We start from the raw sequence: 26,984 nt of genomic DNA, 5'->3' as shown, positions 1-26,984 counted from the left end.
AAACATAGTGAAAATAAACAAAAGCCATGAGCGTTTTCTGACGTTCCTTCAAGAAAAAGAAAGGACTTCAAAAACTTTCACAAAAGCCGAGCTTATTGATGCTACTGGTTGGAAAGAATCGACTTTCAAAACTTACTTAAATAAAGGCCAATTGTCGGATTTTCTGAGCGAAATTTCTTCTGGAGTATACGACGCATCAAATTCATTAAGCCTATCTTTAATCGAATTTTCCAAAAAATTATCTCAAAGCAAACACAGACGTGGACTAGGGCATAATTGTAAATCGAAGCTGGCAAAAGCTTTGTTGAGAAAGTCGCGTGATAATATGCTACTTGCTTTAGAGTTATACAACAGGCCGTCACTTGAAAACAGAATGGATGGTTTTGTGATGTGTTTCTGTACAGCTTGGGAGCAACTGCTAAAAGCTATGATTATTGAACTGAATGGTGAACAAGCAATATTCAGAAAGGAAAAGAAAAATGGCTTGAAAGAGACGATTTCACTTCGTGATTCCATAAACATAATTTTCCAGACGGGTAATAAGGTAAGATCTAACCTAGAAAAAATAGTTTTTTTTAGAGATCAAGCTGTACATTTATTAATGCCTGAGATCCAGGGAATTGCTTCTCGCTTGTTTCAATCTGGCGTACTTAATTACTCATCAAAATTTGAAGATTTTTCTGAACAGCCATTCTTAAGTACGTCACACACAGGAATGATTTCTTTAGTTGGAGATTTTAAATATCCACCTGTGTCAGTTTTACAAACAAACTATGGTGATGTGGCAAATGAAATATTAAATTTGGCTGAAAGTCTGACGGAAGAAGTGCAAGACATAGATGATATAGAATTTGCGATTCCCTTAAATGTAAAGTTAGTGTTTGCAAAAGATGGTGAAGACGGTCAAGTAATTACTCTAGCCAAAGCGGAAGATGGTATGTCTGGGCTAAGAAAAGCCCTGATATTACATAAACCTATAGATAGAGAAAAATCACATCCCTACTTAGAGGGGACTGCTATAAAAAGAGTGAATCAAAGGCTTTCGGAGCAATATTCACCTGAATCACTAGATAAATTTTTAGTTGCTCGTTGCAAAAAATCAGGAAAGCCAACCCTAAATCAACACTGTTTTAGAGCTATGCTTGATAAGATAAAAGTTAAAAATGCAAACAATGAATATCATCATAATAATCCAGAGTTGCATTATTATTCAGAAAATCTTGTTGATTTGTTGGTTGAAAAGATTGGTAATGTTCAAAATTTCGTAGCCAATGCAAAAAGTTGTTATAAGCCACAAAAGATTAGCAAATAAGAATGTCACTTAACAAACCACTGCAGCGGCTCAATTTACGCTGCGCTCTAATTGCACGTTGAGTTGGGCGTTAATCTATACAATTTTTAGCCCGAAACTGACGAGTTAGGATTAAGGCTTTAACTAGGAGATGTCCAAAAGTATGTTGCGTATGTCTTTTAAATCTACAGGTTACGCGAATGTTCGAAAGGTGCGCCATGGTGATTAGCGAGACGACCGTCCGCCCCATGGCCGCTTTTTGGCATCCATGGATGGACTTGAACAACATCCTTGTTTAACGGCCAGTTCGCCATCCATGGCTCTCGTTCATAAGCTTAGAAACCCTAGGTTTCTATTCACCGTGTCGGTGAGCTAATGCCATGGCAAGCCTGTATGAGTGGAAATCAGCGAACACAAAGTTCCTAATGACTGAAGTTACAGGTTTAACTAGACGACTCCCCAGCACTGGCCAACATGTTCCAACCGCAAATCGAGTTACGATGAATCCCCGCTATTAGCTCAAACTCAACCAATTAAAAATTTATATAAAACGGCTTTCTCACCACCAAATTACGCAAAACGGTTTCCAACCTTTGAATACAAAAATAGCGATAAACCCAGTGAGTTTATCGCTATTTTATTATCTTGTTATGGCTGCATTCAAAGAGCGCTAAATTGCGCTTGAATGCTAGTAATCCGAATAACGCTAGGCCGCACCATTGCTAGTGCGGCTATGGATTATTTAACGATTTCCATCTCGGCTAATAAATTGTCTGCATGATCTAAATACTTCATCACCCACAACATATAGCGGCTATCAACATGAATAGAACGGTTAATTTCATTATCAAATGCCCAACCGCCGATAATGCTTTCATACACACCGTCGAACAGCAGGCCGACGAGTTCGGCGCGGCCGTTTAGGGTGGGTGAACCTGAGTTACCGCCCGTTGTGTCTAACGTCGACAGGAAGTTAACCGGTACAGAATCGATGGCTTTCACATAGAAATCACCGTATTGCTTCTGCTTAATTAGCTCTAACTGTTTTTTCGGCGCATCGAATGGGTCAATACCTGTGTCCTTTTGCACTATACCTTCAAGGCGAGTGAATGGCACAGCCACTAAGCCGTCTTTTGGTGAATAGCCTTTCACATGGCCAACCGTGACACGTAGGCTGGAGTTCGCATCGGCATAAACAGGCTTACCTTGCTCTAGGTTGTAGGCAATGATGGCATCCATATACTGAGGACGCACTTTCATCAGCTCGCCATCCAGTTGTTTTTCTTTCTTTTCTTCTGCTATATCTGTGTCATACATAGCGACGGCGAATTGAATGAAAGGATCTTTAGAGGCTTTAAAATCGGCAACGGATTTATCCATCCATGCCAGACGCACGTCTTTTTTGCCTAACTCAGTTTTGGCGTACATTTTATCTAAGGTTTTAGAAAGCTTAGCTTCGCTGAACTTTTTATCGATCCCAAAGGCTTTATCCAATGCAGGTAAACGTTTGTCTTCTGGCAGTGCGGCGTAACGTTTCAGCATATCGAATAACACGGCTTTATCGACGCTTGGCGCATAACGACGGTCGATACGCTCCATGCTGGCTTTAAGGCGTGTCATATCACGTTCTTGGAAGCCCGGTTCACGCTGCATATCCGGCAGTTGCTTCTCGTTCGCGAGGCGGTATAAGCTGCGCGCCGTTGGCAACATAGTCGTACTATCAATGTAACTTAAGATCATGTCGCGTTCTTGATGCACTTTACTCTTAGCAATTAACGCATCTAATTCGGCTAAGGTTTTGCCGTATTTCGCTTCACGGCTGCTGTCTTTAGCTATCCACTCAGCAAGCTTAGCTTCGAGGGCTTTACGGTCCGCAAGCATAGTGGATTTGCCATAAAACTCGATCATCGAGGTGAAGTTTTTCGCGTAGTTTGCAAGGCCTGCAATTTGGCTCTCGTACTTAATACGCTCATCGCTACCCTCGGGCGCAGTTTCTTTAATGATCTCAATAAAGCGCTCGCGCAACATTTTGCCTTCGGGATAAGCCCACTCGAACTGATTTTGCACTTCATTGGCAATACGATATCGGTTGGTGCGACCTGGGTAACCCGCCACCATCACAAAATCGCCATCGCTCACGCCTTTAGCCGATACTTTTAAGAAGCTCTTTGGCTCGTATGGCACGTTGTCGCTGCTAAAATCGGCAGGTTTGCCCGCTTTAGAAACATAGGCGCGATAGAAAGAAAAATCACCGGTGTGACGCGGCCACATCCAGTTATCGACGTCGCCACCGTATTTACCCACGCTGCCCGCTGGGTTATAGACTAAGCGAACATCACGGATTTCCAGTTGCTTGACCAGATAATATTCGAGGCCGCCGTGGAAGCTATACACTTGGCAACGGTACCCCTCATCTTTCTCACACTCTGCCACTAAGGCTTTTTCTTGGCTTTCAACGCCTTGATAGAAGTCGCTACCCACTTTGCCTTCGAGCCCGCCTTTAACGCGCTCGGTCACATTGGTCACATCTTCGGTCACATACACACGTGAACCCGGTGTGGCAGGTAATTCATCGGCGAAGGTCTTAGCTAAAAAACCCTCCTGCAGCAGGTTTTTTTCTGGGGTGGAGTTATATTGAATCGCACCATAGGCACAGTGGTGGTTAGTGACAACCAAGCCTTTTGGCGATACGAATGATGCAGTACAGCCACCAAGGCTGATCACGGCGTTCATTGGGAATTCGGTGAGTTTTGAAATCGATTTGGCATCAATTTCTAGACCTTTTGCTTTAAGCTCATCGGCCATAGCGGGCAGCTGATGGGGCTGCCACATACCTTCGTCAGCCTGAGCGCCAAAACTGGCGGCCACGGCAACTGTGAGTAACCATTTTTTCATTGTGTTAAGTCCGTTTGATGTGAATAAAGCCACGCGCAAGCTGGGCTATGTTCTTGTTTTAATCGTTATGAGTAACAGTGCTAAAACCGAGTACCACTCGCTTTAAACCCTAAAAAGCAAAAAGTCAGGCACTGGGCCTGACTCTATCACATGGGGTACACTCTATAACAGGTTCAGAAAAATTCGCTTACAAAGCAAATACATTCCCCAGAGATTACCCTGCTTCGTTCGCTAAAATAGCGCGATGTAATGTCCATCACAAGGCGACAGCAAGCTGGGCACCAATAATGACAACGCCTAATACACCGGCGGCAAGTAAGGCAATAGAACCGCCAGAGACTTGATACCCTTCAGCTTGCGGTTGACGTTGACGCAGAGCCATTGCAATCGGCAGAAAGATAATCATCACCACCAAAGGCACCGCTGCGAATCCAAGCACAGCGACAAAGCCCTCCGGCAGATACAAGGCACATAGCAAGGGCGGCACAAAGGTGAGTGCCCAGGTCTGAATACGGCCAATAAGGGTATTTTTCGCGCGGGTGAGTTCAGCAACAAAATCATATAGGCTTAAGGTCACTCCAAGAAATGAAGTCACTAGCGCTAAGTCGGCGAATAACGAGATGCATTTGCTGATCCAAGGCGTATGGGCAATTTCCTGCAATGCGGTAACCAGTGATGGTAAAGAGCCGTTAAAACCACTGATCTCAGCCCCACCAACAGTTCCTAAGGTCACTAATAACCAAAAAATGTAGCACGCCAAAGGAATTGTCGAGCCAATCAACAACACCTTGCGTAGGGATACCGCGTCACCATCGAGGTAACGCACTAAGGTAGCGATGCAGACATGGAAGCCAAATGAGGTAAACACAACGGGGATTGCCGCCATCCAACTGCTAGTCATCGACTCGGCAATCGCCCCCGTTGCCATGCTGGCAATACTGACTTCAGGCAGGAGAAATAACACCACAACCACCAGCAGTAAGATCATTAACGAAAACAGGAAGCGGGACACTTTATCGACCCAAGCTACGCCGAGCGCCGCAAAACCGCCGAGAACTAAAGTAAATAGCACGACCGCGAGTTGATTATCCAGCACGATATCGAACATGTTCTTCGCTTTAAGCACTAATAATGAAGAACCGCCAGTAAGATAAGCTGCGGTCAAGGCAAACAATAAACTCAAGAAAGAAGCCCCTTGAATAATTTGCCCCTTTTTACCTAGGAGCTTGCCTGTGATGGCATGCACATTATCACCCACTCCTGAACGTAAATTAATTTCGAGCATTAATAGCGAGGTATATGCAGAAACACCCCAGATAACAACCAACAGTAGAATCGCAGGGATAATCCCCAAAGCGGCGGTCGCTAAAGGTAAGGCTAACATACCTGCGCCAATTGCAGTCCCGGCAACGATGGCGATCGAGCCTAACATTTTTGAATTCACACAATAGTCCTGTTCAATGATTAATTATTATTTTATTTGAGTAAGATTTGAACCGATAAAGCCTTGCGTCTTAAATCGAAATAAGTGACACATCACTTAGAACATCTTCAAAAAGCATCCAATCGGATCTCCATCTAGCAGATCAATTGGCCCCAATAGCTTTTGAATATTGCAACCCAGTAGCCATTGAGGCTAACTAAATCGGTTGCATAAAAGTGGCATGACTTTCAATTGTGATAATCCCAATAACAACATAGGCAAAATAGATAGCTTGGGACATTAACAGAGCCAAACCCAGTGGGCAAGCCAGTTATGAACAAAGATAAGTCGCGCGCTGTACGGTAACAACTGAATAGCACTGTGGTAAACGAAAACATACAAGCCGACAAAGTCACTACCTTTGTTGGAAATGCATGAAATGCCGCATTAGGGGTGAATAGAGGTAAAACGTGTATTTTAATTTTAACCGTCACAAACGCGCAGAATATAGGCTTAAACATATTCGCTGTGTTTAAGCCCAGTCACATAATATTGAGAAAAATGTTAACTCAGCATCTTAATTTACAGCTCGGTCCACGCCATAGTCCAAGAAGCGCCAACACCAGGCTCAAATCCTGTAGCAGAAGCCGACCACTGTATACAATAGCCGCTATAGGGGAATGGCTTACATTGATACACTTTGCCATTTTTAGGCTGTAACACTGTGGTGCCCGCAACGTAACCTTTGACGCCTTCAGGGAAGACAAAATCCGCTTCCGGCGTTGGTGCTTGATCCTTTAAGAAGAGATCAAAGTTCTGCTGAATAACATCACCTTGTTTAGGCTCAGCTTTAACCTGCAAGTGATAATGCCCAGCTTTAGGCGCAACCACGTCTAACACTAAGCTCGCACTGGTATTGTTAACGGTTTGGCTCACAAAACCCGCAGCCGTGCCATCGTGGCTAAATAAATACGCTGACACTAGCATTTCGGTGTTACTGGTCACATCGAAGCTGACCTGCGCCGCGCCGTCGATAATGTGATAATCGTCGGCAAGTGAAGTGACTTCTAAGCTGTTGCCCGGCGCAGGCGCCAGATCGAATCCCACTTCGACACGCTCAATACCTGAAGTTGTCGCGGTAAAAATGTCGTTTTTGCCATACACAGGCTCAATCACACCAGATGCATTTTTTTGTCCCGCTTTTAACTGAGACCGCTGGGCATTAATCGCGCTCGCCAATAGGAAAGGCCAATTTTGTTTATCACCTTGAGTCGCATCGCTAATGGTAATGACTGTTTGCTTAGCCGTTTGCTCACCATTGGCATCAAACACTCTGGTCATCACTTTATCACCGGCCTTGAGATCGAGTGACGGATTAATGTCGCCCACATCGAGCCATTCACCCGGTACGACGGGACCCGAGCCCAAGTTCACATCGATAGCATTGTAGAAACTGTTGGTGGTATCGCCCACTTCCCACACGGCTAAAATGACTTGATAACCGCTGCGACCTTCTGGCACGTAGCAGTCATGGGTCACTAACTTAGGCGGCTGCACCATGCCACCATCGACCACGCAGAATGGCGCTAAGTCAAAGCTCGCACGGCTCAGAGCTTGGTTTTGATCCCAATCTTGGCGGGTTAAATAATAACGCCAATTGCGGGTGACATGATTGGCAGTGAACTGCCAACTGAACTTATTCCAGCCCGCTTTAATATCTGTCTTTGACCAACGGCTGGGACTCTGTTCATCTAAAGGCGAGAAAGCACCATTACCCGCACTCGCCAGTTTGCCATCCGCAGGACCCGATTCAGGAAAACCCGATGGTCCTTCAACGCTTTGCGGTTCCCATTGCACCGCGCCACAGTTGGCATTGTTGCCGGTTTTACAGGCATAGGAGCGTGACTCTGGCGCCACTACATAGCCGTGTGCCTGTGCAGAGAGACTCACAAACGCATTGGCTGCCATCACTGCGGCGGCCAATAAACTCAATTTAGAAACAGGGGAAAAAACAGTAGGATTTGCCACTTTAATGCACTCCATTTGCAGCCCTCTTCGCCAGTATTGGCTTGGGCTTAGGTATAAAAGTGGTATTTGGGCAAACAACAGCATTAAACAGCAGTCGTTTATCTTTCACAGAAATCGAATTCTGCGGCAACTCCGCTATCTTAGTTCACTAAAAAATCCCTTTACAACCTTAGACCGGAAGCTTTGCGTCCTAACTTTTCAATTAGTTTGCCAAATACAGTAGGTGTCATCGAATCACTACGAGTTAATAGTATGTAATCGAGTAGCAATGACCTGGCTAAATTAGCAACAAAAGACAGCGCTGTCAAAAATTAATTCATTTATATTCATATAATTACAGAATGTCGCGCGGTATTATTCTGACACCCGTCAAACATTCATGCCTACTGTAATAAACTCGTGCTTGAAACCGACTTTCACTTAGGTATAATGCCCACCTCGCTTCGGGGGAGTAGCTAACTGGATGTCGAACCATCGTCATCTAGGGTGAACATCAACATACTTGGCCACACGCCATGGTGTTCACAGCAAATCATCGATTTGCCCAGCAAGACCTGAGCACAATGACTGCACCTAGGGGTGGACGGTTTATTGTGCTTATGTCTTAACCACCCCTAAAGGATCACACTTGGAAGCTCTACTCTCCTCAACCTTTACGGTTGCCATTGCCGAAATTGGTGATAAAACTCAATTACTTGCACTATTGCTCGCCGCAAGATTTAAAAATAAAACTGCCATTATTTTAGGTATTTTGCTGTCGACACTATTCAACCATTTTGCCGCAGCTTGGATTGGCCAATGGGCAATTAACTGGGTCAGCCCAGATGTAGCACGTTATTTGGTGGCCGCATCTTTCTTCGCAATTGCCCTTTGGGTGTTAATCCCCGATAAAGTCGATGCCGAAGAGAGCCGTTTCTACAAGATGGGGCCTTTTGTCGCGACCTTTATTCTGTTCTTTATCGCCGAAATGGGCGACAAGACTCAGATCGCGACTGTCGTATTAGCCGCAAAATACGATTCATTAACTATGGTGGTTGCGGGCACGACCTTAGGCATGCTGCTTGCCAATGTACCCGTAGTGATCGCAGGCCATTTCAGTGCCGAAAAATTACCTATGCAATGGATACACCGTGGCTGCGCTGTATTGTTCGCATTCTTAGGCGTTGCAACGCTAGTGTTTTAACGAGTTGATTAAGTTTGGATAAACCAAAGGCCAGTGATAACACTGGCCTTTTTTATAGCGTCTGACTGATTAACTTATAACCCCAGTGCGGTTTTGATCCTTTGGCCGTAATCCGTATCGGCCTTTTGGAAATGTGCCAACATGCGTTGTTGTACATCTAAACTCACCTGACTGAGTGAGCCAGAAATGGTTGCCACTAAGCGTGCTTTCTCATCTTCGCTGAAGATGCGGTACAGATTACCCGCTTGGGTGTAATCATCCTGATTGTAACGGCTGTAACGTGCCGCTTCGCCCTCTAAACGCAGCGGTGGTTCGGCAAAGTTTGCTGGTTCCACCAAGGCATCCGCTGTGCTGTTCGGGCCATAGTTTGCTGACGCGTCACCACCCGTTTGACTACCATGGTAAGGGCATTGTGTGCCCGCCATCGCACCCGCACGTTGATGATGGTTTGCCTTAGCCGCATGTGGGCAGTTTACGGGTAACTGGTTGTAATTCGCCCCGATGCGGTAACGCTGGGCATCGGCATAGGCAAATAAACGTGCCTGCAACATCTTGTCTGGTGAAGCCCCAACCCCAGGAACCAAATTGCTTGGCGCCAATGCCACTTGCTCAACTTCGGCAAAGTAGTTTTGTGGTAAACGGTTCAGCTCTAACACCCCAATCTCAATTAACGGATAGTCGCTATGCGGCCAAACCTTCGTTAAATCAAATGGGTTGATACGATAAGTGTTGGCATCGGCCTCAGGCATGATCTGCACGTTAACAGCCCAACGCGGGAAGTTACCATCGGTGATCGCCACCACCATATCGCGCTGCGATGAATCGGGATCGATCCCTTTTAATTTATCAGCCTGTTCGTTAGTTAAGTTCACCACCCCTTGCTGTGATTTAAAGTGGAACTTCACCCAGAAACGCTCCCCCTTCGCATTCCAGAAAGAGAAGGTATGCGAACCATAACCGTGCATTTGGCGGTAATTGGCCGGAATACCGCGATCCGACATCAAAATGGTCACTTGATGCATAGCTTCAGGGTTTAATGACCAGAAGTCCCACATTGCTTGTGGATCTTTAAGATTAGTCAATGGGTTGCGCTTTTGCGTATGGATAAAATCAGGGAACTTAATCCCGTCACGCAGGAAGAAAGTCGGGGTGTTGTTACCCACAATATCGTGATTACCGCGTGCCGTGTAGAAACGTAAACCAAAACCGCGTGGATCGCGCTCGGCATCGGCAGAGCCCATTTCGCCACCTACGGTCGAGAAACGAATAAAGGTTTCAGTTTGCTTACCAACGCCATTGAAATGGTCGGCAATGGTGTAATCGCTTAAATCTTTGGTCAGGGTAAATGTGCCGTAAACCCCAGTGCCTTTGGCATGCACGATACGCTCAGGGATACGCTCACGGTTGAAATGCGCTAATTTTTCAATTAGATGCCAATCTTGCAGTAATAAAGGACCACGTTCACCTGCTGACAATGAGTTTTGATCGTCGGCGACAGGGGCGCCGTTTTGGCTTGTTAAATATTGTTGGCTCATAGCTTGCTCCTCATTCTTGATTGGTGTTAACCCAAGATTCAATTAAATCGTAAATGGTGGCCATGGCTTATCTCCTTGGCGGACAACGTTTTGTTGATGGAGCAAGAATAGATAATTATCGTTCGAGAATAAAACGATTAAACTAGATTTATGTAATCTATAAAAAGGATTAAGAATGAGTTAGCAAGGCAGGTAAACGATTAGGTGGACTCACAGCCAATGATCCGCTCACATCACTTAAGATGCGGTTGAAAATCCCAATGGCTGCTCGCTGCGATAAAGCGGAGAAAAATGAGGCATTGTCATTAACTGGCGGGTAAGTCGGCTTCGCGGTAAAGCTTAACCAGATAATAAGTGTCAATCAGTACGATAAAAAAGTTAACTAAGGCAACAGGATAAGCCCCTATTGCCACGCCGTAAGCCACAAATAAAGCCGCACCGATGAGGTTCCACCAGCGCAGTTTTTTGATGTTTGACATCATCAATGATATTGCGACGACCACAGACGCTAAATAACCAACCCATTCCCAAATTGTCGCGTTATCCATATCCCATCCTTATTAATATGCTATTGAAATCAAACGATTGACACGCCATTTACACCACAGGAAATAGGCTATTTCATTACATTTAGCGTTTAACAACAGCCGCCGTCATCCGTGAAATACAAGTCAATTCACCGGCGCTGTTATGGATTAACACTTCCCATACCGAACTGCGTTTCCCTAAATGGATGGGTTTAGCCGTGGCAGTTAACACCCCATTACGGGAAGCTCTTAGATGATTGGCATTAATCTCTTGTCCGACACAATAGTACTGCTCAAAATCCACTGCAAAATTGGCCGCATAGCTGGCAACGGTTTCGGCAAGAGCAACATTCGCGCCGCCATGTACTATGCCTAGTGGGTTATGTACCGCAGGACTGGCTGGCATAGTGGCCTTCATATAATCATCGCCAATTTCGCTGATCTCAATCCCTAAGGTCTGCATTAATGTGCCTTTACCGCCCATTCCAGCATCTAAACGTGCGCAATCTTCTAAGGTTACAGGTCTAAACCAAATACTCATTTCAACATCCTAGTAAATAAAACCAATGAGCAGTTTACTGGGAACTGGATGAAGTTCAATAGATTCACAAGAGCTAAATCAAACCAAAATCCATTTAGGTTAACCACCGTTTAGTGATGCAAAAATGGCTAAACCAGACGAGAAAAATGCCCCAAAGGATCACGACACTCGGCATAATAAGACTGCCACTCCCTAGGACAACGGCGGCTTGCTGAATACCGAATACATAACCCATTTGCATTAACACTGCGATAAGTGATGCCAATAATACTTTATAAGATAAGGCTTTTTTCAAAATTAACAACAAACATCCTAGTACCCCGGATACCACTGCAAAGCCAAAAACAAGATCAACCCATCCCGGTGTAGATTCATAGAGCTTGATTTGATCAGGGCTCATCTGCGTCATCGCTTCCGGCGTTATCGTCATTTGAATAACAAATGCCAAGAACCCCATGATATTCCACAATAAACTAAAGGTTGCGACAAAATAAAACCACATGGGTGCTTTCGCACCTTCCATGGGATAAGAAGCCGTGGCGATCATATATTCCCCCCGTTAAGTACAAAGCATAAAAAAGGGATGGTTAACCATCCCTTTGCTCTCAGTTTAGTTCACAAATTTTCTTTGTGATGATCAAACTGTTGAATTAACGGCGACGACGTTGTAAGCCAAACAAGGACATCAGTGCTAAGCCTAAATAGCCCAGTGCACCGCCATCATCCTTAGGTTTAGGTTCTGGCTTAGGGGGTTCAACTGGCGCAGGGTAACTCAGGGCGACAATCACAGGATCGTGATCCGAGGCCGAGAAGGCATTTTCAGATTTAGCTAAATCACCAGAGAATTTCTTGCCGTATTCAAACAGGTTCGATTCCACCGAGTTGATATGCCAATCTTCAATATCCACTAAACGTTTGGCTAGGCTAGCATTGGCTAAAGCGTGGTCTAAGTTACCTAACTCGCCGTTATAGCTGTAGGAATAAGTGCCTGCGCCGTGTGCCTTAGTGTTTAAGTTGATTAGGCCATAACCCTTCTCAATCTTGCTGCCTTGGCGTTCAAACACTCTGCCATCGAGCGTCGTCCAAGAGGCTGTCATGATGTCGCGATCTGACTTGCTCGCATCAAAATCGGTCAGCACACGGATAGGATCTTCCATGCCATAGGCATTCATATCACCGATAACCAGTAAATCGCCCTTCACATCTTTTAGCGCTTCACCCAAGACTTTGGCTGCAGATACACGGAAGGCATTACACTTGCCCTGTTGATCGGCAGGATCTGTCTTATCTTCAAAGTTAGCCCAATCCTCTAAACAGCCTGAGCCTTTCGATTTCAAGTGATTAACGACTACCGTCAGGGATTCGTCATGGATCTTAAAGGTTTGCGCTAAGCTGTGGCGTTGGTAAGCATCGTTACCTGGGTTAGTCTCCGTTTTGCCATCTTTAGTACGAGTCACGCTGCCAGCACTGGCATGTTGCTCGGGAGTATCGATAGCTTGCGCCGCACCCGCTAAGGTCACTTTGCCGCCACGGTATAACATGCCCACAGTGATCGCATCGGAGCCAAAGTACTTGCCGTCATACTTGTCGTCATCGGCGAGCTCAACAAAACTATACGCATTTTCAGGCGTTTGCTTCTCGTTTAACGCATCGACTAAGTTTTTAATCGCGCTCTTTTCGCCAAAGCCATTGTTAGCGATTTCCATCAAACCGACAATATCGGCATTCATAGCGGTAATGGCACTGACAATTTTGGTGCGTTGTAACAGCATTTCCTCTTCGGTCAATGCACCACGGTTGCTACCTGAAGGGTTAGTATCGCCGCCAACGACATCGTTGAAGAAGTTCAATACGTTAAAGCTGGCAACCCGCAGATCGCCCTTAGTTGCTACGCTTGGCGCATCGGTTCTGTCGTCACCACGAATGAAATCCCCCGCGGTAATAGTGTTAGTTGCCACTAAACGATAGGCACCGTAGCTGTAACCAATCACACCCTGCAGGTTAGTCAGTTGGTCACCCACGCGGATATAACCTGTTTCCACATTAAAATCAGGGAAGTATGGAATAACGCCATCAGCAGGTTTGTAATCAGACTCGATAAAGAGTTGGTTAGCTAGGTTAGATTTGACTAAGGCAATCGCTTCGGGAGAAAGCGCGGGATACAGCTGTGTTGACTTCATTAGCGGTTCTTTATAAGACACTAACATGTTGTTGCGACGGCCAGCGTAATCATAGCTGAAGGTACGGCTGATCTTAAGATCGCTGCCCGCATCTAAAGCCACATTCATGCCTTCATAACGCTCTAGTGCTTGCGCTAAGGTTTCGCCATCGGCGACATAGAAAGGCGCGACAACGGGGACTTCTCCCTTAGTACCGACCTCAAATTTCTTGTCGGTTTTTATATCAATTTGGGTTAGACCGAAATATTCCTTCACCTTACCTTGTACGCAGACTTCAACTCCTGGTTGAATCGCTTCAGGCGCAGCTTCACCGAGGAAAACAAACACACCATCAGAGGTATACGGTGAGTTATCACCTTTCACTTCTTGTAGATAAAAACCTTTAAATAAGCTTTCGCCACGGGCAGTCACTACGCCGCGCACTGTGACTTCGGCTTCAGATTCAAATACACCTTCTGGAACGTAGGGGCTAGACTCACCCGCGCCTTGCACTTGATAAATCGGTACTATTTTCGCACCACTGCAGTTAAAAACAGGTACTTCAGGCTCCGCTGGTGTGTCTAACGAACCTAAGCCAGAAAAAGTATCTTTTGGTAATTGTTCCCACTGGACAGAATTGAAGACAGTGTTCGCCACTAATGAGTCAAGTTTACGCTTGAGGGTAACATCCAACCCCCAACCCGCTGGAGTTGGCACGTCACCAATAATATCGACAACGGCGCCATCTTTCACTAAAGCAACCGCATCGCCACCGTTAAAACTTAACGTGCCAGAGAAACTATCGACACCTTGAGCCAGAGTAATAGTACCACTGGAATTTAAAATAACCTTAGTAGATTTAGGCGCAATAGTTTGGCCATCTAAGGCCTGCATATCTAACGCATCTGTTGCACCATCTTTATAACGAACCAGTTTATAACCCGCGAGGTCAATTACCGTATCGCCGCCGTTATACAGTTCAATCGCTTTATTATTTGAGCTACCTTCAACATATTCGGTAATCATCACATCAGCGCTTGCCATCATAGGTAAAGCTGCCGCAACCGCTAAAGAAATAGCCGTTAACTTATTAACATTATCCATATCATCAACCCCATTGTTATAATATTGCCGCTAACTTCTATTAACGTGCGGGCGGATTATTTCAGAGTTGTAAGCGTAAAAAAAGAGGGCAAGATCTCACATTGGCTATGTAACATATTGATGAGTAAATGATTATATGCAGTCAATTGTTCACACTACAGAACAGGCGTATAAAACAAAAGTATTAGTCAAATAAAAACAACCAGTAAGACTAGTACATATAAACTGAATTTCTTCCCGTCAACGAACAAATAATCAACAATATTTAAATGTGATATTTTAATGATATTATTCAGAACGAAGTACCAAATAAAATATAAAAAATCCCATACAAAGCTCAATTGATTTATTTAAAACTTAACTATGTATTCATTATTTTGAAATAAAATAACTCACCGTGTCAGATAAAATCTAAAGGTTAAACATATCTGTGTTACCTGAGGCTTGCTGTATCTACCTTTGCTAAGCACATTAAAACAATCGGCATTTTCAAGACAAAAAAATACCGCTCAACTAGGAGCGGCATTTCAATTGCTGCATCTTATATGCGGCAGTTAATCTCTTACTTTTTAGCAGGTTCAACGGCAGGCTCTGCTTGGGCCTTCTCAACTGATTTCAATTCAACTTCGAAAATCAGTGTTGAGTTAGGTGGAATAGTGCCAGTATCACGGTCACCGTAGGCTAAGTTTGCAGGAATAACAAACTTATACTTAGCGCCCACAGGCATTAATTGCACGCCTTCGGTCCAACCTGGAATAACGCGATTCAGTGGGAACTTAGCCGTTTGACCACGTTTGTATGAACTGTCGAATTCAGTACCGTCGATTAAAGTCCCTACGTAATCCACTTCAACAGTGTCTTCTGCTGCGGGTTTTTCACCAGAACCAGGGGTTAACACTTCGTATTGCAGACCCGATTCAGTAGTGACTACGCCAGGTTTAGCCTTGTTGTCTTCGAGGAACTTTTTACCGTCCTCAACATTTTTCGCGGCAATGGCTTTAGCTTGTTCTTGACGTTTGTCGTTTAACTTCTTGTCTAAACCTTGAAGAATGGTTTGCATTTCTTCTTCGGTTAATTTCAGTTGATCATTCAAACCGTTAGTAAAACCTGTAACGATCAGAGTGCGGTCAACTGGCAGGCCTAATTCTTCTTGCTCTTTGATATGGCCAGACATGTAACGACCGATTGAAGCGCCTACACTATATGCTTCTTTTTGGGCTTCTGTCGTTAATTCAACATTTGCGCTTGTGTTTGTTGCTTTTTCTTCTTGGTTACAAGCAGATAGGCCAATAACAGCCAATGCAACTAACGATAATTTATAAATCGATTTCATTAAAGCTTCCTCAGCATCCTCAAGCGGTTACAATAACCTAAGCGCGACAACTTTATACTAGTTATCTCAGTTATACCAACTAGATTCTTTATGGGTTAACAGTGATTAATCTCACTCTCTCGAGACTAGAGACACCAACTTTAGGAGCAAGTTCATGAAGAAAAATCTACTGCTGGTAATTTGTGCAATTTTTCTGACTGCTTGCCAGCCCAAAGCCGATGATATTAGCGTCCTCACGACTGGACCTAGTTATAGTGCCAGCCTCTCGAGTAATGCTCAATTCGCCTTGGTTGCGACTCAAAGTGAGGGCGTCCAATATTGGGATTTAAGCACCCATACATTAAAATACCAATGGATACATGGCGATATCAATACAGGTGTCACAAGCACCGCCATCTCCCCCAATGGGCTATTTGCCGCTTCATTAAGCCGGGATTCAGTTGCGCTATGGACAATAGCCGACGGTAAATCCATAGGTTGGTGGTCATTGCCCTCATCGGGCGAAAGCGTCGCGGTTGCCGATACTGGCGCCCTCTTAATTGGGCTGAATGATGGAACTGTCATGTCGTTAAATGCGGCCAAAACAGCGTTAATCAAATTTCTAGGTCATAAAGAGCGAGTAAATAGCGTCGCCCTTTCAGCCGATGGTCGCATCGCCTTGACTGGATCTAACGATATGCAGGCCATTCTCTGGCAGGCACAAACCGGACAACCCCTGCACACTTGGACCTTAAGCAGTCGAATCACCAAAGTTGCCCTCAATGATAGTGGCAGCCTAAGTTTTACCAATGGTAGCACTAATGAAGCGAAAATCTGGGACAACACTAGCGGTAAGCTACTCAATCAATTAGAGATTAAACGTCGCCAAATGAACTTCTCTGCGGTACGCTTTATTAAGCAAGACAGCCAGCTATTGACCGGCACCCCCGCCAGAGAGGTGATACTCTGGCAACGAGATACGGGGAAACAAATCGGTAAATGGCAGGTAGCACTCACTAAAAACAGCCAAAACCGAGGAGCCGTTGTATACTCAGTGGCAATTCGAGATACCAATAAAGTCGTTAGTATCAGTAGCCAAGGCTTAGTAGAGACTTGGCAGCAATAGAGGTTAGTCATGCAAGGCGTACAAACACAGATTGAAGAGCTACAAACGAAATTGGCTTTTCAGGAGCTCACGGTCGAAGAGCTAAACCAAGAAGTGATAAAACTGAATCGGCTCGTGGCTCATCAGCAACACCAGATCCAATTATTAGTCGGTAAGTTACAGGCGATAGAGCCGAGTAATATGGCGACTCAAGCAGAAGAAACGCCACCGCCGCATTACTGATTGCAACTGAGTCCGTTAACGAAACTATAGCCAATAAATATCCAGGGAATGCGATGTTTAGAGATGATATGTTAGAAAAAACGCCACCACCATTGGCCATTGCCGTCGTTGGCGATGCCATCTTAAGGCAAGTCGCCATCCAAGTGCGTCGATTCGATACCGAACTCTCTCATTTAGCCAAGCAAATGTCAGTCACCATGGAGGCCGCCAAGGGTGTTGGTATTGCAGCCCCCCAAGTGTATAGCCCTTTAGCCCTGTTTATTATGGCCTCGCGCCCTAACAAGCGTTATCCTGACGCCCCGTATATGGCCCCCCTTGTGGTCGTAAATCCACAAATATTAAGCGTATCGGCTGGCCTCACCGCAGGCGAAGAAGGTTGCCTGTCAGTACCGGGACAAAGATTTAACATTCTTCGACACCAGACGATCGAAGTGCGTTATCAAAATTTACAGGGTGAATGGCAGCAGACTGAATTATCAGGATTTATTGCACGGATCTTCCAACATGAATTCGACCATTTACAAGGCATTACCCTATTAGAGCGTTCACAAATGCCGGAGCAAAAACAGCATATCCATCAAGAAGGCAATCCTCGAGCATGAAAACGACCTTCAGCAATTCTTTGGTAAAATCGGCCATTACCTGCACCTTAATTATCGGCTTCACATTAGGAACCAGCGGTTGTGCCTATAACAGTATTTTTATCAATTATCCCTCGCAAATTGCCCCCATTAAACAAGGGCTAAACACTGCAACCCCCTTGGCAGGCATAGATAAACTGGCGAGCAATATTCAAGGCAACGATGGTTTACTCTACGCCCAAGAAGCGGGCCGTATTGCCCAAGTCGCCGGCGATTTTGCTAGCAGCAAACAATACTATCAACAAGCCGTAGCCGCCTATACCGCCTTTGACGATAAAGCCAAAATCAGCGCCAGCGATGTTGGCGCAACAGCCAGTAGCTTAGTGTTAAACGACAACGCGATTCCCTACCGCGGACCTGGATATGAGCGGATTATGCTGCATCAATATCAAGCACTGAATTACTTGTTCGGTGGGGATTATCAGGGGGCGCTCGTCGAAGTCCGCCGCAGTAACGAGCTGCAAAGCTCTGAACAGGAACGCTATCAAAAGTCGCAAAAGTCAGTACAAGCCATGGCCAATGGCACTGTCGATGCCGAAGTGAGTAAACTCGGCCAGGCGGCTGGCACTGTGACCAGCTCTTTCTTAAATGCCTACAGTTATTACACCACGGGCGTACTGCATGAAGTGCTCGGCGAGCCAAACGATGCCTTTATTGATTACCGCAAAGCGGCACAAATCACCCCTGACAACACCTATCTGCAACAGGATTTAGTCCGCCTTGCCAAACAGCTCGGTATGCCACAGTACGATGAGTTTAAAAAGCGCTGGGGTGATGCCAAGCTCCCCGAGGCGGCTGAGGGCCAAGTTATTTTAATGGTCGAGCGTGGTTTTGTACCCGAGAAGCAAGCACTTACAGTGCCATTTACCATACACGGTAACTGGCAAACCGTTTCGCTGGCGACCTATGGGCCAAACAATACTTTTGTGCAGGAGACCCAAGTACAAGGGTTAGGCACAGTGCTGAAAACCGAACCTATTGCCAATATCGATGCCTTAGCCATTACTGCACTGAAGGAAGATTTACCCGGCACCTTGGTCCGCCAAGTCGCGCGGGTATATGCCAAATCAGAAATGGCCTATCAGGTCGAAAAAAGCGGTAAGCCTGGCAACAATGCCGCCGATATTGGCAGTATAGCCATGCAGATTTTTAACGTTGTCAGCGAACAGGCGGATCGCCGCAGTTGGCTAACACTGCCTAAACAGGCACAAATAGGCAGACGTTATCTCAATCCGGGGGAATATACTTTGCAGTTGGATAAGGCTCCACCAGCCAAAATTGACGTTGCAGCAGGCAAAACCACCTTAGTCTGGGCAATTGATACTGGTAATTACACTCGGATTTATTCAATAATCATCTAGCGGTGAATGTTGGGATAAAACGAGTGTCTTAAGTTTTTACAATCACAAAATGGAACTGACTATGAAACAATTTAAACTGATTTTTGTGCTGGCTGCCGTAATGGGTCTGGCTGCATGTCAATCTAAAGTCGAATATGGTGATGCCACCGAAGTTGAAACCGTCAACGAAAACTTTGGCTCAACGGATCTGCAAGCCATCGCCGCTAAGATGGTGGATAGCATGATGACTTTCCCGCCGATCGTAGCGATGACTGCAAATAATCGTCCGATTTTATTTGTCGATAGCATTAAAAACAAAACCTCAGAACATATTGATACTGAGTCAGTGACAGACTCCATCAGCAATAAGCTGTTACGCTCTGGCAAGTTCCGTTTTATCGATATGACCAAGGTCGATTCGGTGCGTAAGCAGCTGGATTATCAAAACAACACGGGCATGGTTGACCCATCAACTGCCATCAAGTTTGGTCGTCAAATTGGCGCCCAATATATGCTCTATGGCAACCTGTCTAGCATAGTAAAACAAGATGGCAGCACCAAAGATGTTTACTACAAGATGACCATGCGTCTAATGGATTTAGAAACGGGCCTGATCGAATGGTCTGATGAAAAAGAAATCCGTAAGACTAAGTCTAAGTCTTTCTTAGGTATGTAATTACTGCACAGGGAACAAGCAGTGCCCTATCATCCAGTAGAAGCCAGCATCATTGCTGGCTTTTTTTTACATTTTTAACATTGGTTATCCAAGGTAAATAAGGTAGTGTACTGCCCCAAAATACACTGCAATGATGCCACAATTGGGCTCAACCTTAACCTTGGGGTGATGTCAGCACGGCCAGCCCAGTAGGCTAGATTCATGCCGAAATCAGCGCAGAAAAGATAACGAATCGTCGAAGGATTTAAGTTGTGAACTTGTTTAAAGCTAGCCTGATCGCCCTAACCTGCTCTGCATTAATGTCATGTGCCACCCAAAGCACACTCAATACTGGGCCAAGGGATGCCAGCCCTTATATCAGCCAATATCAGGCGAGTCTGCGTTCCCAATTCGTTTCCGACGTTCACTATGCACTGGATTTTCAACTGACGGGCGAAGCCGAGTTCACTGCAAGCACTAAGGTGACCTTCAACTTAAGTGAAGTGCCAAAACAACTGAGCTTAGATTTAAATAAAGCGCAAATAAAACGTTTTATAATCAATGGCACAGCCGTTTATCCTAATTATAATGGCGCCTATATCAGCTTAAATACCCGTTTACTCACCTCGGGTGAAAACACGGTCGAAGTCCTGTTTACCCGCGCCCACAGCACCAATGGTGAAGGCTTACACCGTTTCCAAGATCCCGTCGATGGTAAGGTGTACCTCTATTCCCATTTCGAACCCGCCGCCGCGCAGCAGATGTTTGCCGTATTTGACCAACCCGATATTAAGGCCAACTATCAAATTACAGTAACCGCCCCAAAGGACTGGCAAGTGATCAGTGCGATGCGAGAAACCAATATCACCGCAGTGGGAGCTTTTAATCGCTGGGAGTTTCCACAAACACCTAAATTAAGTCCCTATAACTTCTCGATGCATGCGGGGCCTTACCATATGTGGCAAGATAACTCCGGCCGCTATCCAATGCGCTTATTTGCACGGGAGTCTGTCGCCAGTCAAGTGACACCACAGGACTGGTTTACCTATACAAAACAAGGTTTAACCTTCTTTGATAACTATTTTGGCATCCCCTACCCCTTCAAGAAATATGATCAAATTCTGGTGCCTGATTTTCTCTACGGAGCGATGGAAAATGCCGGGGCAGTGACCTTTGCGGAGGATCATTTCCTCCATAAAGCGGCCATGACGGCAGAACAAAAGCAAAGCCTCGCAGGCGTTATCATGCACGAAATGGCGCATCAATGGTTTGGCGATCTCGTCACGATGAAATGGTGGAACGGCCTCTGGTTAAATGAAAGCTTTGCTTCCTTTATGGGAACACTTGCGACCCAAGAAGCCACCGAATTTACCAATGCCTGGCGCAGTTTTTATGCCCAAGGCAAGCAAAGAGCCTATGAACAGGACAGTTTAGTCACCACTCACCCGATTGAAGTCCCCGTCGCAACGACGCAAAATGCCTTCGATAATATCGATGCGATTACCTATCAAAAGGGAGCCTCGACACTGAAACAACTGCGCCACCTGCTAGGTGATATGGTGTTCCGCCGCGGTGTCAGCAATTACTTAAAACAGTACAGTTATCAAAATGCCGAACTAGACGATTTTATCAATAGCTTAGGCCAGGCGGCTGGGCGCGACTTAAAGGTATGGACTCAGGAATGGCTCTACAGTGCCGGGGTTAACACCATCAAAGCAGAATATCGCTGCGAAGGTAATCGCATCAGCGAGTTTAGCCTATTGCAACTCCCCGCAAGCACAGAGTTACCCACGCTGCGCGAGCAAAAGGTGCAGATAGCCCTATTCACCCAGGGCCGCTTCGATTTAAGAAATGACATCACAGTACCTGTGACTTACAAGGGTGAACGTACCGAAGTCAAACAGCTAGTCGGCGAGCGTTGCCCAGATTTAGTGTATCCAAACTATGATGACTGGGGCTTTGTAAAGGTAGAGTTAGATGACAAGTCCTTTGCTACTGCCAAGCAAGAACTCAGTAACGTGTCCGATCCTTTGCTGCGTTCTATGCTGTGGCAAAGCCTGTGGGATAGCGTACGTGAAGGTAACTTGAGCTTAGATCAATACTTGAGCACAGTGTTTGTCAACGCACCAGCGGAGACGGATTACACTGTCGTAGGTCAAATTATCTCAAGCCTGCTGCGCTCAAAAGAATATTTAGCGCAAATCGCCCCTATCCAGCAAAACTATGCCGAGAATGCGGTGAAAGGGTTAGCGCAAATGAGCCTGAGAAAAACCATGGAAAGCAAAGATGATAGTGACTTTCAGCGTCGTTGGTTTAACGCCTATATACAGCTAGCGAGCGATCGCGATAGTCTGCGCCACCTGGCACAACTTTTAGATGGCACCTCAAAAATAAAAGGCCTAACGCTAGATCAAGATCTACGCTGGACAATCATAACCCAACTCAATCGTTATGATTTTCCTAATGCCCAACAACGCTTAACCAAAGAAGCGACAAAGGATAACTCAGACTCGGGTGAAAAAGCGGCCCTCGCGGCTCAGGTTATCCGTCCTGAAGCGACGGCTAAACGCCGTTGGTTGAGCAAAGTTCATTCAGACACCCTACCATTTGCGAAACAGCGAATTGTAATGGAGCATTTATACCCAGCTGAGCAAAAACTATTAAATGCTGCAACCGCAGAAGAACGTTTAGCCAGCTTAGTGGATATGGATAAAAAGGGACCCGTGTTTATGCGTAGCTATAGCAAAAACTTAATCCCAACTGACTGTAATTACACGAGTATTGCCGCATTGGATAAAGTACTAGATACTCAGACAGGGCTCTCCAATCTCGGGCGCCGAGCCCTGCTCGAAACCCGGCAAGCAGAGCAACGTTGTGTGTTGATCAAGAATAAAATGACTCATTGATTTTTATATAAAAATCACTGTAAGGGGCTCCTAGGAGCCTCTTTTTATACCCATAAGGAAATATCATGCTAAATAATCACGCCTTTAGTTAAGGCCCATGCTTTGGTATAGCAATAGTTTTTTATATAGCAGCTTTGATGGCCATAAAAACACAGAGTAAAACTTGTGTCCTCAAAAACAGGGGATTTCCCTTTCATTAGCATCCCACTTTACCACTACCCATACGCAATAATGGGAAATCATTCAGAGTATTTGAGCGGGATTAAATACTAGCATTATCGGTTTATTCTCAAGATTTAGAATTTTATTTAGTCACTGCATTTGTTAACCATTCCAATAGAACCTATTAATATTTAGTGCCATTCTTTATGGATATCAAACCGTTACTCAAACGGTAAATAATGATGACCTCACCATGTTTTATCACCTATAGCCGCTATACTAAAGTAACTTTAAGCGCCAACGGAATATAGAGGAATAGATAATGCGATCCACTCTCAAAACCCGCTTATTATTAAGCAGTCTCCTGGCCGTACTTATTACCGTTGCGGTTTTGGTAAGCATCTCCAGCTATTTCATCAGAAATAATGCATTAGAAAATACCCAGCATGAAATTGATCAGCTTGCCAATACCTTTGCTCAAGGTATTGGCCTATGGATGCAGGATCGAAAAACCGCCATCACCAGCCTCAAAAAGACCATAGAGGCCGATCCTTCCGTGCAAGTGACCCCATATTTACTCCAGGCCCACAATACTATGGGCTTTGCTCTGACGTATTTCGGTGATGAACAAGGCAATATGTACCGCCAAGATCCATCGCTCAATACCGCAAACTATGACCCTAGGGTACGCCCTTGGTATATGGATGCTAAGGCCGCCAATGCGATGATAATGACGGCCCCCTATGTCAGCGCGACCTTAAAAAAACAAGTCGTCACCATAGCGGAGCCTGTGATGGTATCAGGGCAACTCTTTGGGGTTACAGCGGCAAACTTAACCATAGATCAACTAACCGATGCGGTGCAGCGCCTTCTCGTACCGGGCAAAGGTTACGCCTTAATGGTTGATAGGGCAGGCCTTATCATCAGCCACCCCGATAGCCAACTCAATAACCAACAACTCAATAAAATTGACGGCGATTTCACCACCAGCTGGTTATCCCAACGCACTAATGCCAATAGCATAGAGGAGCGAGATCTCGATGGTACGACGAAATTAGTCTATGTCGCTGCCATCCCCTCAACTGACTGGGCGCTCATTTTCGTTATGGATAAACGGGAGATCATGTCCCAAGCGACTAATTTGGCATGGTGGATGTCCGCCGTTGGTGCCGCTCTGTTGTTCCTGTTTGGTTTGATTCTGGTTGCCATTTTCAAAATCCAATTCAGAGATCTGGAACGTGTAGCCCAAGCGCTCAATGATATTGCCGAGGGGGATGGTGATTTAACGGTACGTATTCATACTGCCAATCAGCACGATGAAATAGGTATGCTGGCCTCAGGTTTTAACCGCTTTGTCGAACGTCTCCACGGTATGATCTCTCGCATGCACAAAATCGCAGGCCAGCTCGAATACCAAGCGAAAGGCAGTAGTGCTTCGGCAACCGATAATAGCCAACGCATTGAAGTACAACAGGATGAAGTGACTATGGTTGCCACTGCTGTTACCGAAATGGCGAGTGCGACAGAGGAGATTGCCAGCAATGCCGAGCACACGGCACAAACGGCGCAAAATGCCGTAGGTCTATCAAATCACGGGCAAAAGCAAGTTATGCAAAGTCAGCAATCCATTCGTAATTTAGCCAATGAAGTGGAAACCGCTGGCCGTATTATCGGTGAACTCAACGAACATTCGCAGAAAATCAACAGCATTCTACTGACCATCAGCGGCATTGCCGAGCAGACCAATCTATTGGCTCTAAACGCAGCTATCGAAGCCGCTCGCGCTGGCGAACAGGGCCGAGGTTTTGCGGTCGTTGCCGACGAAGTGCGGGTATTGTCACAGCGCACCCATTCATCAACCCAAGAAATTCAAGCCATGATCGAGACCCTACAACAAACGGCAGGTAAAGCGGTTAAATCCATGACCCAGAGTCACGAAATGGCTGAAACCAGTGTGGCCGACGCCAATTCGGCCAGTGAGAGTCTATTGCAAATCAGCAAAGCCATTAATGATATTTCGGATATGGCGAGTCAAATTGCTACCGCAGCGGAGGAACAAACCTCAGTCACCAGCGAGATCAACCGCAACACCGAATCCATCCGTGAGGTCTCTGAAAATCTCTCTATCGAAGCCCAAACGTCTATGGTACAGGCTCAGGAACTCGCCCATTTGGCGGCGTCACTGCAGCAAGAGGTCAACCGCTTTAAGCTGTAGTACTGGGCTAACCATCAATTGATTATCAGCCATAAATAAAAATGCCCGATAAGCTGACATTATCGGGCATTTTATTGATGGTAAGTTACATCATTTTTTATTATCAATCAATTGAATTTTGAGGTGAGGTAAAGATTCCACTTGTACCGTTCTTAAACCTTGGTAGCCCATCTCAATACGATTTCCACCATTCTTTTTCGCCTTATACATGGCGGCATCTGCACAGGAAAGTAGTTGTGTCTCATCCAAACCGTGCTCTGGGTATAGGGCAATACCTATACTGGGTAAAATATGGATCTGTTGTTCGGCAAGCTCAAATGGTTGATTTAGCATTTGTAGTATTTTCTGCGCCACTAATAGCGTATTTTGAGCCGAATCCACTCGCTCGAGCAAAATAACAAATTCGTCGCCACCCAAACGCGCCACTGTATCCGATTCCCTCACACAACTGAGAATACGCTGGGCGGTGATTTGCAGTAATAGATCGCCCACACTATGACCATAGGTATCGTTGACCCATTTAAACTTATCTAAATCTAAGTAAAGCAAAGAGAAGTAGCTCGACTCCCTGTTGGCCAGAGTCAATGCTTTCTGAAATCTATCGTAAAACAGCTCGCGGTTTGGCAAATGGGTTAACTGATCGTACAGAGCGATATGTTCTAAACGAGCCAACATCTGCCGACGTTCAATGGCAAAAGCAATTTGAGCCGAAACAAATTCAACGAGCTCACGATCTTGTTGGGTATAGGAGGCTGACCTTGGATCGCTATGCATCACCAGTGCGCCTATCACCCCCTTTTGTAGCTTAAGCGGTACGCCAAGCCAGCTCATATTACAATGATCAAACTCACACTGTGCGGCGCTGTCCTCCCCACTTAACATGATGGGACATAACAGTAAAGACTCGGCACTGTGGATCACTTGCTCGGTGAAAATGTTAAAACTTGTGGTATCGACTTCCGCATACTCTTCGGACAAGACCCGGTAAGGAAAGCTTAATTCATTTAAATCTTGATCATAGAGTGCAATGGCAAAATTAGCCGCGGGTAGGAGTTTCGCCATGATTTGATGAAGGCGACTATAGAGCGCGAGTAAATTCTCAGCGACATGCACAGCCTCGGAGATCGCGTACAGGGCTGACTGCCTACGTTCAGCATTCTTGCTCTTAGTGATATCACGGGCTACGGCGACTCGCTGCTGGTAGGCCTCTGACCATCGTGCGGACCAGAGAATATCCACAATTGAACCATCTTTACGGATGTATCGGTTCTCAAAATCCACCTTAAAACGTCCCGTCATGATCTCCTGCGCCGTCGCAAGGGTGCGCTCTCGATCTTCAGGCAACACCAGATCTAACATCTGCATGCCAATCATTTCTTCAGGGGTATAACCAAAAATGCGCTCGGCACCTGCGCTAACAAACTCAAATCGTCCCGTTTTATCGACGACACAAATCGCATCCAAAAGAAGATCGATAAAATGACTTAGGGATGTGTAACCATCATTATTCACGCGGTTCTCCACTCAAGATCCATTGCAAAAAAAAAGCAATGCAAACGAGTCAACATATGAAAAATCAACATTAGCACTGTACTTAAACTTAATCACTCACAACGTAGTAACTAACAACACAATATACCGTAGATATAGGCTTATCTCGATTCCATTAGGCATGTTAAGCGTACAATAACACACTATTAGAGTAGGATATTTTTCAAC

Annotated in this window: 19 protein-coding genes and 1 riboswitch; of the genes, 9 read left to right on the top strand and 10 right to left on the bottom strand. The window is 45.5% G+C overall.

Going from position 1 to position 26,984, the window contains the following annotated elements:
* Positions 1-7: 7 nt before the first annotated feature.
* On the top strand, positions 8-1,312 hold the full coding sequence (locus SOHN41_RS03680) for a DUF3644 domain-containing protein (protein WP_007645719.1): 1,305 nt from the start codon (positions 8-10) through the stop codon (positions 1,310-1,312).
* Positions 1,313-2,029: 717 nt separating this feature from the next.
* Here SOHN41_RS03680 and SOHN41_RS03675 read toward each other — a convergent pair.
* The 3 genes from SOHN41_RS03675 to gbpA form a co-directional block, all read right to left on the bottom strand.
* Positions 2,030-4,186, bottom strand: coding sequence for a S46 family peptidase (locus SOHN41_RS03675; RefSeq protein ID WP_007645718.1), 2,157 nt, complete (start codon positions 4,184-4,186; stop codon positions 2,030-2,032).
* A 256-nt stretch (positions 4,187-4,442) separates the two neighbouring features.
* Positions 4,443-5,618, bottom strand: a complete 1,176-nt coding sequence (locus tag SOHN41_RS03670; protein WP_007645717.1) for an aromatic amino acid transport family protein — start codon at positions 5,616-5,618, stop codon at positions 4,443-4,445.
* Positions 5,619-6,191: 573 nt separating this feature from the next.
* Positions 6,192-7,637, bottom strand: coding sequence for an N-acetylglucosamine-binding protein GbpA (gene gbpA, locus SOHN41_RS03665; RefSeq protein ID WP_037458132.1), 1,446 nt, complete (start codon positions 7,635-7,637; stop codon positions 6,192-6,194).
* A gap of 122 nt (positions 7,638-7,759) precedes the next feature.
* Positions 7,760-7,859, bottom strand: a riboswitch (cyclic di-GMP riboswitch).
* Positions 7,860-8,265: 406 nt separating this feature from the next.
* On the opposite strand from gbpA, the gene SOHN41_RS03660 reads away from it, so the two are divergent.
* Entirely contained in the window at positions 8,266-8,820 is a 555-nt protein-coding gene (locus SOHN41_RS03660) for a TMEM165/GDT1 family protein (protein WP_007645715.1), read from the top strand.
* A 74-nt stretch (positions 8,821-8,894) separates the two neighbouring features.
* Here SOHN41_RS03660 and katB read toward each other — a convergent pair whose 3' ends face one another.
* From katB to fkpA, 6 genes are all read right to left on the bottom strand, one after another.
* Positions 8,895-10,355, bottom strand: a complete 1,461-nt coding sequence (gene katB, locus SOHN41_RS03655; protein WP_007645713.1) for a catalase KatB — start codon at positions 10,353-10,355, stop codon at positions 8,895-8,897.
* A gap of 305 nt (positions 10,356-10,660) precedes the next feature.
* Entirely contained in the window at positions 10,661-10,903 is a 243-nt protein-coding gene (locus SOHN41_RS03650; RefSeq protein ID WP_006083966.1) for a YgjV family protein, read from the bottom strand.
* A gap of 82 nt (positions 10,904-10,985) precedes the next feature.
* Positions 10,986-11,423: a PaaI family thioesterase gene (locus tag SOHN41_RS03645; RefSeq protein WP_007645707.1), complete on the bottom strand. Its 438-nt coding sequence runs from the start codon at positions 11,421-11,423 to the stop codon at positions 10,986-10,988.
* A 94-nt stretch (positions 11,424-11,517) separates the two neighbouring features.
* Positions 11,518-11,970, bottom strand: coding sequence for a hypothetical protein (locus SOHN41_RS03640; protein ID WP_007645705.1), 453 nt, complete (start codon positions 11,968-11,970; stop codon positions 11,518-11,520).
* Between the two features lie 103 nt (positions 11,971-12,073).
* Positions 12,074-14,686 (bottom strand): extracellular exonuclease ExeM, encoded by a 2,613-nt coding sequence (gene exeM, locus SOHN41_RS03635; RefSeq protein WP_007645704.1) that lies wholly within the window; start codon positions 14,684-14,686, stop codon positions 12,074-12,076.
* A 562-nt stretch (positions 14,687-15,248) separates the two neighbouring features.
* Positions 15,249-16,019, bottom strand: coding sequence for an FKBP-type peptidyl-prolyl cis-trans isomerase (gene fkpA, locus SOHN41_RS03630; protein ID WP_007645703.1), 771 nt, complete (start codon positions 16,017-16,019; stop codon positions 15,249-15,251).
* 154 nt (positions 16,020-16,173) lie between these two features.
* Here fkpA and SOHN41_RS03625 point away from each other — a divergent pair, with 154 nt between their 5' ends.
* From SOHN41_RS03625 to SOHN41_RS03595, 7 genes are all read left to right on the top strand, one after another.
* Positions 16,174-17,124: a WD40 repeat domain-containing protein gene (locus SOHN41_RS03625; RefSeq protein WP_007645702.1), complete on the top strand. Its 951-nt coding sequence runs from the start codon at positions 16,174-16,176 to the stop codon at positions 17,122-17,124.
* A gap of 9 nt (positions 17,125-17,133) precedes the next feature.
* The gene (locus SOHN41_RS03620; RefSeq protein WP_007645700.1) at positions 17,134-17,346 is read left to right on the top strand and encodes a SlyX family protein; all 213 of its coding nucleotides are present in this window, start codon (positions 17,134-17,136) and stop codon (positions 17,344-17,346) included.
* Positions 17,347-17,399: 53 nt separating this feature from the next.
* Positions 17,400-17,948, top strand: coding sequence for a peptide deformylase (gene def, locus SOHN41_RS03615; RefSeq protein ID WP_007645698.1), 549 nt, complete (start codon positions 17,400-17,402; stop codon positions 17,946-17,948).
* Positions 17,945-19,348, top strand: coding sequence for a COG3014 family protein (locus tag SOHN41_RS03610; protein ID WP_007645696.1), 1,404 nt, complete (start codon positions 17,945-17,947; stop codon positions 19,346-19,348). Before def ends, SOHN41_RS03610 begins: the two co-directional genes overlap by 4 nt.
* Before the next feature lie 61 nt (positions 19,349-19,409).
* Positions 19,410-20,003 (top strand): penicillin-binding protein activator LpoB, encoded by a 594-nt coding sequence (lpoB, locus tag SOHN41_RS03605; RefSeq protein ID WP_007645693.1) that lies wholly within the window; start codon positions 19,410-19,412, stop codon positions 20,001-20,003.
* A gap of 251 nt (positions 20,004-20,254) precedes the next feature.
* Entirely contained in the window at positions 20,255-22,888 is a 2,634-nt protein-coding gene (pepN, locus tag SOHN41_RS03600) for an aminopeptidase N (protein WP_007645687.1), read from the top strand.
* A gap of 484 nt (positions 22,889-23,372) precedes the next feature.
* Positions 23,373-25,265: a methyl-accepting chemotaxis protein gene (locus SOHN41_RS03595; RefSeq protein WP_007645683.1), complete on the top strand. Its 1,893-nt coding sequence runs from the start codon at positions 23,373-23,375 to the stop codon at positions 25,263-25,265.
* 90 nt (positions 25,266-25,355) lie between these two features.
* On the opposite strand, the gene SOHN41_RS03590 is transcribed toward SOHN41_RS03595, so the two are convergent.
* A complete protein-coding gene (locus SOHN41_RS03590; RefSeq protein WP_007645681.1) occupies positions 25,356-26,777 on the bottom strand; it encodes a sensor domain-containing protein in 1,422 nt (473 codons plus the stop codon).
* Positions 26,778-26,984: the final 207 nt, after the last annotated feature.

The organism is Shewanella sp. HN-41 (assembly GCF_000217915.1).
Taxonomy (GTDB): domain Bacteria; phylum Pseudomonadota; class Gammaproteobacteria; order Enterobacterales; family Shewanellaceae; genus Shewanella.
The sequence above is the reverse complement of the archived record's forward strand: the minus strand, read 5'-3'. Positions and strand labels throughout refer to the sequence as shown.

Coding starts and splice junctions, on each gene's coding strand:
- SOHN41_RS03620 (WP_007645700.1), top strand. CDS start 17,134: ATGCAAGGCGTACAAACACAGATTGAAGAGCTACAAACGAAATTGGCT.
- fkpA (WP_007645703.1), bottom strand. CDS start 16,019: ATGAAATCGATTTATAAATTATCGTTAGTTGCATTGGCTGTTATTGGC.
- SOHN41_RS03625 (WP_007645702.1), top strand. CDS start 16,174: ATGAAGAAAAATCTACTGCTGGTAATTTGTGCAATTTTTCTGACTGCT.
- SOHN41_RS03645 (WP_007645707.1), bottom strand. CDS start 11,423: ATGAGTATTTGGTTTAGACCTGTAACCTTAGAAGATTGCGCACGTTTA.
- SOHN41_RS03610 (WP_007645696.1), top strand. CDS start 17,945: ATGAAAACGACCTTCAGCAATTCTTTGGTAAAATCGGCCATTACCTGC.
- katB (WP_007645713.1), bottom strand. CDS start 10,355: ATGAGCCAACAATATTTAACAAGCCAAAACGGCGCCCCTGTCGCCGAC.
- def (WP_007645698.1), top strand. CDS start 17,400: ATGTTTAGAGATGATATGTTAGAAAAAACGCCACCACCATTGGCCATT.
- SOHN41_RS03595 (WP_007645683.1), top strand. CDS start 23,373: ATGCGATCCACTCTCAAAACCCGCTTATTATTAAGCAGTCTCCTGGCC.
- SOHN41_RS03675 (WP_007645718.1), bottom strand. CDS start 4,186: ATGAAAAAATGGTTACTCACAGTTGCCGTGGCCGCCAGTTTTGGCGCT.
- SOHN41_RS03670 (WP_007645717.1), bottom strand. CDS start 5,618: ATGTTAGGCTCGATCGCCATCGTTGCCGGGACTGCAATTGGCGCAGGT.
- lpoB (WP_007645693.1), top strand. CDS start 19,410: ATGAAACAATTTAAACTGATTTTTGTGCTGGCTGCCGTAATGGGTCTG.
- SOHN41_RS03650 (WP_006083966.1), bottom strand. CDS start 10,903: ATGGATAACGCGACAATTTGGGAATGGGTTGGTTATTTAGCGTCTGTG.
- exeM (WP_007645704.1), bottom strand. CDS start 14,686: ATGGATAATGTTAATAAGTTAACGGCTATTTCTTTAGCGGTTGCGGCA.
- SOHN41_RS03640 (WP_007645705.1), bottom strand. CDS start 11,970: ATGATCGCCACGGCTTCTTATCCCATGGAAGGTGCGAAAGCACCCATG.